The organism is Streptomyces sp. ActVer, assembly GCF_027270795.1.
GTDB classification, from domain to species: domain Bacteria; phylum Actinomycetota; class Actinomycetes; order Streptomycetales; family Streptomycetaceae; genus Streptomyces; species Streptomyces umbrinus_A.
Genome location: NZ_JAPWHT010000369.1, coordinates 1 through 10,527, shown reverse-complemented (window position 1 = coordinate 10,527; position 10,527 = coordinate 1). Strand labels below are relative to the sequence as shown.

At 69.0% G+C, this 10,527-nt stretch carries 8 protein-coding genes and 1 pseudogene; 3 read left to right on the top strand and 6 right to left on the bottom strand.

All coding sequences use genetic code 11. The annotated features are described in order from the left end of the window. Window positions 1-333: 333 nt before the first annotated feature. From O3Q52_RS39845 to O3Q52_RS39835, 3 genes are all read left to right on the top strand, one after another. Complete coding sequence (locus O3Q52_RS39845) at window positions 334-750, top strand: hypothetical protein (RefSeq protein WP_269653448.1); 417 nt, start codon at window positions 334-336, stop codon at window positions 748-750. Window positions 751-767: 17 nt separating this feature from the next. Continuing rightward, window positions 768-1,136, top strand: a complete 369-nt coding sequence (locus O3Q52_RS39840; protein ID WP_269653447.1) for a low affinity iron permease family protein — start codon at window positions 768-770, stop codon at window positions 1,134-1,136. A 90-nt stretch (window positions 1,137-1,226) separates the two neighbouring features. Then, window positions 1,227-1,718 carry a nucleotidyltransferase domain-containing protein gene (locus tag O3Q52_RS39835; protein WP_269653449.1) on the top strand — a complete coding sequence of 164 codons (492 nt, stop codon included), beginning with the start codon at window positions 1,227-1,229 and terminating at the stop codon, window positions 1,716-1,718. A 58-nt stretch (window positions 1,719-1,776) separates the two neighbouring features. On the opposite strand, the gene O3Q52_RS39830 is transcribed toward O3Q52_RS39835, so the two are convergent. From O3Q52_RS39830 to O3Q52_RS39805, 6 genes and pseudogenes are all read right to left on the bottom strand, one after another. Further along, window positions 1,777-3,393: a glycoside hydrolase family 13 protein gene (locus O3Q52_RS39830; protein WP_269653446.1), complete on the bottom strand. Its 1,617-nt coding sequence runs from the start codon at window positions 3,391-3,393 to the stop codon at window positions 1,777-1,779. A 168-nt stretch (window positions 3,394-3,561) separates the two neighbouring features. Further along, window positions 3,562-4,437 (bottom strand): carbohydrate ABC transporter permease, encoded by an 876-nt coding sequence (locus O3Q52_RS39825; protein ID WP_200400527.1) that lies wholly within the window; start codon window positions 4,435-4,437, stop codon window positions 3,562-3,564. 19 nt (window positions 4,438-4,456) lie between these two features. Further along, window positions 4,457-5,419, bottom strand: a complete 963-nt coding sequence (locus O3Q52_RS39820; RefSeq protein ID WP_269653445.1) for a carbohydrate ABC transporter permease — start codon at window positions 5,417-5,419, stop codon at window positions 4,457-4,459. Between the two features lie 148 nt (window positions 5,420-5,567). Beyond that, the gene (locus O3Q52_RS39815; protein WP_269653444.1) at window positions 5,568-6,983 is read right to left on the bottom strand and encodes an ABC transporter substrate-binding protein; all 1,416 of its coding nucleotides are present in this window, start codon (window positions 6,981-6,983) and stop codon (window positions 5,568-5,570) included. A gap of 222 nt (window positions 6,984-7,205) precedes the next feature. Then, window positions 7,206-8,216 carry a LacI family DNA-binding transcriptional regulator gene (locus tag O3Q52_RS39810; RefSeq protein WP_269653443.1) on the bottom strand — a complete coding sequence of 337 codons (1,011 nt, stop codon included), beginning with the start codon at window positions 8,214-8,216 and terminating at the stop codon, window positions 7,206-7,208. A 100-nt stretch (window positions 8,217-8,316) separates the two neighbouring features. Beyond that, a pseudogene (locus O3Q52_RS39805) lies at window positions 8,317-10,527 on the bottom strand (CARDB domain-containing protein); the annotation flags it as partial.

The window sequence follows — 10,527 nt, the reverse complement described above, 5'->3', positions numbered from 1 at the left end:
ACGGCACCAACACGGCCTCGTGGCATAGAGATCGAGTGTCCAAGGTCACGGGGAAACTTGAGCGGAGCGTTGGCCCCTCTCGATGTACGGGGCGTGATCAGCAGCAGGCGTGGCAGGAGTCGAATCTGTGGCATCCGGTTGAGAGCCGCGTTCGTGGTCGGTCCGGAGGCTTCTCAGGCCCAGGACACCACCGGTCACATACTGGTGACGTGAACGGGCACACGTGTCTCACCCGAAGCAGTGGCCGGGCGGACACCTGCTCGCTCGGTAGCCCCTGGTCACAGAGGTCGAAGTCCGCTCGGGCCCGATAGTGCGTAACAGAAAGGCCTTGTGGTGAGTGAAAACGGCGCCGCCCCTCCGGCGGTCGACGCGTATCCGGAGATCCTGCTGCGGCTGATCGACGAGCGGCCCGAGGCCGACCCGGAGAGCTGTCCGACCACGCCCGGCGGGATCGTCGCGGGCAGCCCGGTCGGCTCCCGCACGTGGGCCGACCGTTCGGGAGACCACGGTGTCGGCGGCCACCGGAGCACAGAACCGCGCCGACCACATGGCACATCCGGCGCGCGCCGTCCGATCCGCCGTGAACGGACGGAGTCGGATACCGGCGACGGACTGCGCTCGTTCATCCACCTGGTCGACCTCTCTTTCCGGTCCATGGCGGGGACCACGACGGCTCCCCTGTGGCGCGGATGGCTCGGAGATGTGTCCGGCCGGACCCTGGGCGTGCCCACGGTGCGGCGGGCCTCATGAGAACGGCTGGTGATCTCATGGCACCTCAGCACCCAGCCCACCGTGACGGCGACCGACCGGGCCGGTTCACGCGACTGGCGGAGCACGCCTCGAACTTCACGAGTTCCCCCGGCTTCTTCGGCGTCTGCCTCGTTCTGGTCGCCGGCGCGATCACCGCGCACGCACTGAAGCTGCCCACGCAGTGGCTGCTGGTGGTGGGCGAGGCGATGTCCGCCGTATCACTGCTACTCCTGGCACTGCTGAAGAACTCCGAGCGGCGCGCCGAGCACGCCATCCAGCGCAAACTCGACGCCATCGCCGCCGCGTTGCTGGAGATCCGGCGGGAGGAGCCGGGCGCCGCGAGCGAGGAACTCCGCAAGGCCATCAGTATGGAGAAGCAGATCTGACCGTCTCCGGTACGGCCCGGCCGATCCCGCTCGTCGCCACCACAAATCCGCTCGCCCACCCGGCCGCCGGACCGCTACCGTGCCCGCGTGATGACCGCCGACGACGTGCTGTCCGTTCTCGCCCTGCTGCGTGCCGCGGATGTCGAGGTCTGGGTGGGTGGCGGGTGGGGCATCGACACTCTGGTCGGGGAGCAGACGCGTCGCCACCGCGACCTGGACCTGATGCACCGGCAGGGCCAGGAGCAGGCCGTCGTGGCGGCTCTCGCGGAGGCCGGGTTCGTCGAGACGTTCGACGGGCGTCCCGTGCGGTTCGTGGTCACGGACCCGCGCGGTCGCGAGATCGATCTGCACCCGTTGGTCTTCGCGGCGGACGGGTCCGCGGTGCAGGCCTCCCCCGACCCGCACCGCCCGTTCGTCTATCCCGCCCCGTGCTTCGTCAGCGGCGCGATCCTGGAGACCTCCGTCCCCTGTCTGTCGGCCGAGCAGCAGGTCTACTTCCATCAGGGGTACGAACCGGCCGACCACGACCGCCATGACATGGCTCAGCTCCGCCGGGCCTTCGGCGTCACCACCCACTTCTGACCGGGCGTCACAGGGCGTCGGGGAAGCCGTGCGTGGCGCCTGCCACGTTCTGGTGCCCTCATGCGCGCAGCCACACCGCCGTGTCGGAGGGCAGTCTGCCGTCGGTGTCCAGTGAACCGCTGGAGAGGAGGATCTCCGTATGGTCCGGCAGCGCGGCCGGGGTGTCGGCCAGGTTCGCGACGCAGATCAGGTCCGGGGAGCGGCGGAAGGTGAGGACTCCGTCGGAGGAGGGCAGCCATTGCAGCGGGCCGTCGCCCAGAGCCGGATCGGCGCGGCGCAGGCCCAGTGCGGCGCGGTAGAGGTTGAGCATGGAGTCGGGGTCGTCGGCCTGGCGGTCGGCGGCGTAGGCGTGCCAGCCGTCGGGCTGTGGCAGCCAGGGTTCTGTGCGTGAGCCGAAACCGGCGTACGGGGCGTCGGCCGTCCACGGCAGCGGGACACGGCAGCCGTCGCGGCCCGGGTCGGTGCCACCGGAGCGGAAGTGCATCGGGTCCTGGATGCGGTCCCGGGGGATCTCCGCTTCGGGCAGGCCCAGTTCCTCGCCCTGGTAGATGTAGACGGAGCCGGGCAGCGCGAGGGTGAGCAGGGCGGCGGCACGCGCCCTGCGGGTGCCGAGCCGCAGGTCGGCCGGGGTACCGAAGGCCTTGGTGGCGAAGTCGAAACCGGTGTCCTGCCGTCCGTAGCGGGTGACCGTGCGGGTCACGTCGTGATTGCACAGGACCCAGGTGGCCGGCGCACCGACCGGGGCGTGTTCGGCGAGGGTGTCGTCGATGGCGGCGCGCAGCCGGGCCGCCTCCCACGGGCACGACAGGAAGGAGAAGTTGAACGCGGTGTGCAGTTCGTCGGGGCGCAGGTAGCGGGCGAACCGTTCGGAGTCGGGCAGCCACACCTCGCCGACGAACACGCCGTCGTACTCGTCGGCGATCCGCCGCCAGGAGCGGTAGATCTCGTGCAGGTCGTCCCGGTCGATGTACGGGTGGGGGTCGCGCCCCTCCACGAAGTCGGGCAGGTCGGGATCCTTGGCGGGCAGCGCCGCGGAGTCGATGCGTACGCCTGCCACCCCGCGCTCGAACCAGAACCGCAGCACCTCTTCGTGCTCCTCCCGCACCGCGGGGTGGGCCCAGTTGAGGTCCGGCTGCTCCGGTGTGAACAGGTGCAGGTACCACTCGCCGTCCTCGACCCTGGTCCAGGTGCGGCCGGAGAACTGTGACGGCCAGTCGTTGGGCGGGAGTTCGCCGTGCTCGCCGCGGCCGGGACGGAAGTGGAAGAGCTTGCGTTCGGGGCTGCCCGGTCCGGCGGCGAGCGCGGCCCGGAACCAGGGGTGCTGGTCGGAGACATGGTTGGGCACGATGTCCACGATGGTGCGGATGCCCAGCTCGCGGGCCTCGGTGATCAGTCGCTCGGCCTCGCCGAGGTCGCCGAAGGCGGGGTCGATGGTGCGGTAGTCGGCGACGTCGTAGCCCCCGTCGGCGAGCGGGGACAGGTACCAGGGGGTGAACCAGATCGCGTCGACGCCCAGTTCGGCGAGGTAGGCCAATCTCGACCGTACGCCCGCGAGGTCCCCGGTGCCGTCGCCGTCGCCGTCGGCGAAGCTGCGCGGGTACACCTGGTAGATGGCGGCACCGCGCCACCAGTCGTCGGTGTGGCCGGGGGTCTTACCGGGCTGAGGGGCTGCCACGTGTCGGTCCTTTCGGGGCAGGGGTGGTCTCCGCCGCCGCCCCGGACAGCGAGGCGTCGGGAACGGGGCGGCGGCGGAGGATCGGTGGGGGCACCTGCGTGGTGTTCGCTGCGGGTGGTGCCCGGACTGCGGGTGACCGCGAGTGGTGTCCGTACGGCGTGTGCTCGGTCAGCCCTTGAGGCCGCCCGCCGTCAGGCCGCTCATGATGTTGCGCTGGAAGGCGAGGAAGAGGAGGAGCGTGGGCAGGGACGCGATGGTCAGCGAGGCGATCAGCACGTTCTCGGGCACGCTGGTGGCGAGTGAGTAGATGCCGACGGCGAGGGTCTGCTTCGACGGATCGGGCAGGACGAGCATCGGCCAGAGGAAGTCCTTCCAGACGCCGACGACCGCGAAGATGGACACCACTCCGAGGATGGGCCGGGAGACCGGCAGCACGATGGACCACAGGACGCGCAGCGAGCCGGCGCCGTCCATGGCCGCCGCGTCGAGCAGTTCTTTGGGGATCGAGTCGAAGAACCGCTTGAGCAGGAAAATGTTGAAGGCGTTGGTGACCGAGGGAAGCCAGATCGCCCAGGGCGAGTTGAGCAGGTTGCGTTCGACGATCGGCACGTCCAGCACGGTGAGGTACTGCGGTACGACGAGGACGGTCGCCGGGATCATCAGGGTGGCGAGCATCAGGCCCAGGATCGCCTTGCCGAGTACGGGCCGCAGCTTGGAGAGCGAGTAGGCGGCGGCGACGTCGAGCACCAGCTGGAAGGCGAGCGCGCCGAAGGCGTAGTAGAGGGTGTTCATCAGGAGTTTCGCCAGGTCCATGACCTCCCAGGCACGCTGGTAGTTCTCCGGGTGGACGGAGCCCGGCACCCAGGTGGGCGGGGTCTGGACGGCTTCCTGGGTGGTCTTGAGTCCGCCGGACACCATCCAGTACAGCGGGCCGAGGAACGCCAGCGTGAACAGGACGACGACGAGGGCGAAGCACACCCAGTACAGGACCTTGCCGCGCGGGCGGGCCAGTTGGGCGGGTGAGATGAGTGTGCGAGTGGACATGTCCGTGTCTCCCCCGGTGCTAGTCCTGCTCGGCGCGGTTGAGCCGGGTGTACGCGGCCGAGAAGCCGGCCAGCAGCACGAGCAGGAGCAGGCCGAGCGCCGCCGCGGCGCCGTAGTTGTTGAAGTTGAAGGCGTACTGGTAGATCAGGTACACGATGGTGGTGGTGGACCCTTCGGGTCCGGCGCCGCCGGTGAGCAGGAACGGCTCGATGAAGACCTGCATGGTGGCGATGATCTGCATGAGGAGCATCAGCAGCAGGATGAGCCTGGTCTGCGGCACGGTGACGTGCCACACCTTGCGGAGCAGTCCCGCGCCGTCCAGTTCGGCGGCCTCGTACAGCTCACCGGGCACGCCCTGGAGGGCCGCGAGGTAGATCAGTGTCGCGCCGCCCATGTTCATCCAGGTCGAGGCGACCACCACGGAGAGCATCGCGGTGTCGGGGTCCTGGAGCCATTGCTGGGCGGGGACGCCGAAGACCCCGAGTATCTCGTTGAACATGCCGTACCCGGGGTCGTACAGGTACTTGAAGAGCAGGACCGACGCGGTCGGCGGGAGCATCACCGGCAGGTAGACCAGCAGCCTCAAGTAGCCCTGGCCGTGCCGGAATTCGTTGATGATCAGGGCGGTGACGAACGGTACGACGAAGCCGAGGACCAGCGCCAGCACGGTGAACCACAGGGTGTTGCGCCAGGCCTGGCCGAAGGCGGGGTCGTTCCAGACGGTGACGAAGTTGTCCCAGCCCACCCAGCTGACGCGGCCGTCCTCGGTCTTCTGGAAGGCGAGGAGGAACTCCCGGACGATCGGATACCAGGAGAAGAAGGCGAAGCAGAGCACCGCGCCGATGAGGAAGCCGTGGGCGGTGATGTTGCGGCGCAGGTTCTTGCCGAACTCGCCGTCCGGCAGGTGCGGGGCACCGGCGCGGGGCCTGCGGGGGCGGCGGTCCTTGACCACCGGGTCCTTGGTGAGGATGGGGGCCGACATGGTCGCTCCTTGACGTACTGCGGTGCCGCCGGACGGGTCGGGTCCGGGCACATGCCGTGGGAGGTCGGGCTCTCGTCCGCGCCGCCGGTGGACGGCGGCGCGCGGGCGGGCCGGACGGTGGTGACACCGCCCGGCCGCCGCCGCGTGGTCACTGGGTGGCGAGGACCTTGTTGACCTGGGACTCGGCGGTGGACAGGAGCTTGTCGATGTCGGCGTCCTTGTTGGTGAGGATGCCCGACATGACGTTGTCGAGGACCTTGTAGATCTCCTGGGCCTTCGGCGGTTCGGCCTTGCCCGGGACCGGGTTGTCGGTGAACGCCTTGAAGTTCTCCACCGGCATGGTGGCGAACTCCTGGCGGGCGGCGTCGTCCTTGGTCTTGGAGCCGTTCAGCCACAGGTTGGGCTGCGGGAGCCCCACGGGCAGAGCGTCGGCCTTGGACCGCTTCCAGTCGTACTGGCCCTTGCCGACAGTGGTGAACTTGAAGTTCAGCCAGGCAATGGCGGCCTTGACCTTGTCGGCCGAAATACCCTGCTTGATCATGTAGTTGTTGCCGCCGGCGAGGGTGTTCTCATCGCCCGGGATCGGCCCCATGCCGAAGTTCTCGTACTTGGCGCCGAGTTGCTGGACCATGTACGTGACGTCGTCGGGCGCGGCGAGGAACATGCCCAGCTTGTCGGTGGCGATCTGCTTCTGGAGGTCGCCCCACTTCAGCAGTTGGGTCTTGCCCATGGAGTCGTCGTCCCAGCGCATGGCGTGGAGGTTCTCGGCGACCTGCTTGCCGGTCGCGTCGTTGAAGGCGGCCTTCTTCCCGCTGGCGTCGACGACGTCGCCACCGAGGCTGTACATCTGCGCGGTGAAGTGCCAGCCACCGGTGTTGGCCGCGCTGTACTCGCCGAATCCGGCGACACCGCCGCCGAGGTCCGCGATCTTCTTGGCCGCGGTGCGGACTTCCTCCCAGGTCGCCGGCGGGGTGTCCGGGTCGAGGCCGGCATCTTTGAACAGCTTGCGGTTGATGAGCAGGCCCATGCGGTAGTTGCTGGTGGGCAGGCCGTAGAGCTTCCCGTCCTTCTTCAGCGAGCTGAGGACGTCGGGGTCGATGTCCTTGAGCAGCGGGACGCTCTTGTCGTTGACGTACGCGGTGATGTCCTGGGCGCCGTCGTTGTCGAGGACCTGGGGCAGGTCGGTGAAGTACGTGTAGAAGACGTCGGGTTGGGACTTCGCCTTGAGCATCGCGGTGAAGCGCGGCGGTTCCAGACACTGGCCCGGCGTGGAGCGGCCCTTGATGGTGACGCCCGGGTACTTCTTGTTGAACTCCTTGACGTCCTCGTTCCACTGCCTGAGCTCGGCCGCCTTCGCCGCGGGGGGCATGCAGTCGATGGTGATGGACACCTTGGTCTTCGGGTCCAGCGGTGCGGCGGGGTCGGCTTTCGCACTGTTGCCGGAGCCGTTGTCGCCGTCGTCGCTGCTGCTCGTGCCGCAGGCGGCGAGTGCGGTCAGCGTGAGCGCGGAGGCGAGGGTGACCGCGCCGGCGCGGCGGGTGCGGCGGAACCGAGCTCTTCTCATGGGTGGTCCCCTTCGGGCATGAACGTGGAAGGCGCCCTCATCGCCGGTGCGATGTGGGGCGCCGCACACTCAACCACCACGAACAAGTGACCGCAATATCTCGCGCAGGCTTCGTAAATGTTTGACAGAAGGATGTATACGGCTGATCTCGGGGAGGCTTGTGCGCGCAAACCAAAGCGCGGTGGGGCCTGGTCCGGCCCCACGGCGCCTGGGTCCTGCGGACTAGCCCCGAGGGGCCTGTGTCGTCGAGCCGCGGACCACCAGCTCCGGCTCGAACAGGAGCTCACCGGGCTGCACTTCACCGCCCTGGATCTGGGTGCAGAGCAGGTCCACGGCGGCCCGCCCCATGGCCTCGATGGGCTGGCGCACGGTGGTCAGCGGGGGTTCGGTGCAGTTCATGAAGGCGGAGTCGTCGAAGCCGACGACGGAGACCTGCTCGGGCACCGACAGGCCGCGCCGGCGGGCCGCGCGGATGGCGCCGAGGGCGAGCGGGTCGCTGGCGCAGATGATGCCGGTGACGCCCCTGGCCAGCAGGCGGGTGGTCGCCGCCTGGCCGCCCTCCAGGGAGAACATCGACCGCTCCACGCAGTCGTCGGGCAGGGACCTGCCGGCCGCCTCGGCGCCGGCCCGCGCGGCGGCCAGCTTGCGCCGGGAGGGGATGTGGTCGGCCGGGCCGAGGACCACACCGATGCGCTCGTGCCCCAGCAGGGTCAGGTGGCGCCACGCCTGCTCGACCGCGACGGCGTCGTCGCAGGAGACGCAGGGGAAGTCCAGCTCCTCGACCGGGGCGTTGATCAGCACGACCGGGATGCGCCGTTCGGCGAGCTGCCGGTAGTGGTCGTGCGGGGCGTCGGCCTGGGCGAACAGGCCGCCGGCGAAGACCACTCCGGACACGTGCTGCTGGAGGAGCAGATCGACGTAGTCCGCCTCGGAGACGCCGCCCTTGGTCTGGGTGCACAGCACCGGGGTGAGTCCCTGCTGGGCGAGCGCACCGCCGATGACCTCGGCGAGCAGGGGGAAGATCGGGTTCTGCAGCTCGGGCAGGACCAGGCCGACCAGGCGCGCCCGCTCGCCGCGCAGCTGAGTGGGACGCTCGTAGCCGAGGACGTCCAGCGCGGTGAGCACGGACTGCCGGGTGGCGTCCGAGACTCCGGGCTTGCCGTTGAGGACTCGGCTGACCGTGGCCTCGCTGACACCTACCTTCTTGGCTACCTGAGCAAGTCGTCGCGTCATGAGCGCAAGGCTAGCGCAAGCCGCGCAAACGGCTTGCGCCAGCCTTTGTGCCTCCGTTCAGTCTCCGTGAGGGACCGGTGGACGCCTTTCGGCGGACAGGTCAGGGATTGATGTTGATCCTGAAGGTGGAGGTGGTGTTGCGGATGTCCACGGCGTTGCCGTTGAAGCGCAGGCCGTTGAAGGTGACCTCACCGACCGCCGGGCCCTGCTCCGGTTCCGGCATCTCGTTGGCCCACAGTCCGAACCCGGACTTCGCGTCGTAGGCGTCGCCGCTCTTGCGCGCACCCGTGATCGAGATGTCGGTGAGGACCGTGTCCTTGATCGGGTTCACCGGGTGCCCGCCCAGGTACTGGGTCTGGAACATGATCCCGTGGTAGGTCGGATCCACGATGTCCACGTCGTTGACGCGGATGCCCTGGAACACCTTCGAGGCGGAGAACAGCCAGATTCCGGGGAAGGTCTGACTGCCCCAGAAATGGCCGCCGGAGCGGACCACCGAGACGTTCTCCACGGTCGTCGGCTCGGTGCCGAACCCGTTCATCGGATAGCCGAAGTCCAGCGAGCTGATCGTGATGCCCGAGTAGACCAGGGTGTCGGCGATGTGGATGTTGCGGAAGGTGTTGTCGTAGCCGCCGTAGACGGCGATGCCCGCGGCCCGCCAGGTGAGGATCGAGGTCAGGTTCTCGTAGAGGTTGTCCTTCATGTCGGCGCCGCCCGCGTCGATCGCGGAGAACAGCGCGAAGCTGTCGTCGCCGGAGGCCCGGGACTCGTTGTTGACCACGTGGTTGTCCGTCGAGCCGTTGGTCATGTTGACGGCGTCGGCGAACGTGTTGCGGATGCGCGAGTTGCTGATGGTCACACGGTCGGTGTTGGCACCCCAGTAGAGGCAGACCATGTGCTCGGTCCAGGTGTTGTCGATGACGATGTCCGACACGTTCGCGAAGTCGAACACCTTGCCGGGACCGTCGATGCGCGAGGTGTAGTTGCCGAAGTAGGCGAAGTTCCTGAACGAGGACCCCTTCGCGGAGTTCTCGGCCCGGAAGCCGACGTCGGTGTTGTCCTGGCCCGACGGGGCGTGGAACTGCGTGTACCAGGGCCCGGCGCCGACCACCTGCACGGCCTTGCCGTACACCTGGAACTTGCCGGCCGTCTGGTAGTCGCCCGGCGGGAGGTAGACGCCGGTGAGCCTGCCGGTGGTGTCCATGCGGACCCGGTCCAGGGCGTTCTGCACGTCCTGGTGGCCGAAGCCGGTCGGGACGGCGTACGCGGCCGGGTCCGGGTTGGCGACCGGCGCGACCTGTTCCAGGCTGACGAAGTCGATCGCGTACCGGGACGTGTTGGCCGTGTCCTTCTGCAACCGGATCTTGGCCCCCTCCGGAACGGTCTCGCCCAGCATCAGGCGCGCCTCGTCGTAGATGTGGCGCGGGGCTCCCGCGGACGGGGCGTTGCCCGGGCCTGCCTCCGCCCCGTACAGCCAGGCGTACTTCGAGGTGAGCGGCAGCACCTTGCGGAAGGTGCCGTCGACGTAGACGTTGAGGGTGGCGTCGATGCCGCCGCCGCCCGCGGAGTCCGGGATGAGAAGCGGGTGACCAGTGTGTTGGTGGCGGCCCGGGTTGTGAACTCCACGTACTCACCGGTGCTGTTGAGGGTGACCGCCTTGCGGCCCGATGCCTCTCCGGCGAGGTCGCCGACGGTCCGGTTGGGCCCGACGGTCGCCGCTCCGCCGCCGGTCGCGCCGTCCTCCGCCTCGTACATGTCGTAGGGCATGTTGGCGCCGCGTCCGACGAACAGGGACTGGGTGGCGCTGTTGTTCTCCCGTTTGACGGGCAGTTCGTTGGCGTCGGCGGCGACGGTCGTACGCACCGTGTACGAGCCGTTGGCCGCGGTCCAGGTGCCCACAGTGACGGCGCCGGTGGTGGCACCGGCCGCGATCGTGCCGTCGTACGAGCCGGTCAGGGTCCGCACGGTGGCGCCCTTGGAGTCGACCAGTGCGACGGTGATGCCGTGCGCGCCGCCCGCCGAGCCGATGGTGCCCTGGTTGCGCAGGGCGACCTTGAAGGTGACGGTGTCGCCGTCCGCCGGGCCGGACGGTGAGGTGGTCAGTACCGGCACGAGGTCGGAGCTGCTGACCGGGCGTACGACGAGTGAACCGGGGCTGGTGTAGGTGTTGTTGGTCTCGTTCTGCTCGATGACCGCACCGGCGTCGTCGGCGACGGCACTGAGCTGGTAGGTGCCCGCGTCCCGTGCCCCGATGGAGGCGGTGACGGTGCGCTGCGCTCCGGCCGCGAGGGCGCCGGCGGCCGCGGGGGCG

Coding starts and splice junctions, on each gene's coding strand:
- O3Q52_RS39840 (WP_269653447.1), top strand. CDS start 768: ATGGCACCTCAGCACCCAGCCCACCGTGACGGCGACCGACCGGGCCGG.
- O3Q52_RS39835 (WP_269653449.1), top strand. CDS start 1,227: ATGACCGCCGACGACGTGCTGTCCGTTCTCGCCCTGCTGCGTGCCGCG.
- O3Q52_RS39825 (WP_200400527.1), bottom strand. CDS start 4,437: ATGTCCACTCGCACACTCATCTCACCCGCCCAACTGGCCCGCCCGCGC.
- O3Q52_RS39820 (WP_269653445.1), bottom strand. CDS start 5,419: ATGTCGGCCCCCATCCTCACCAAGGACCCGGTGGTCAAGGACCGCCGC.
- O3Q52_RS39815 (WP_269653444.1), bottom strand. CDS start 6,983: ATGAGAAGAGCTCGGTTCCGCCGCACCCGCCGCGCCGGCGCGGTCACC.
- O3Q52_RS39810 (WP_269653443.1), bottom strand. CDS start 8,216: ATGACGCGACGACTTGCTCAGGTAGCCAAGAAGGTAGGTGTCAGCGAG.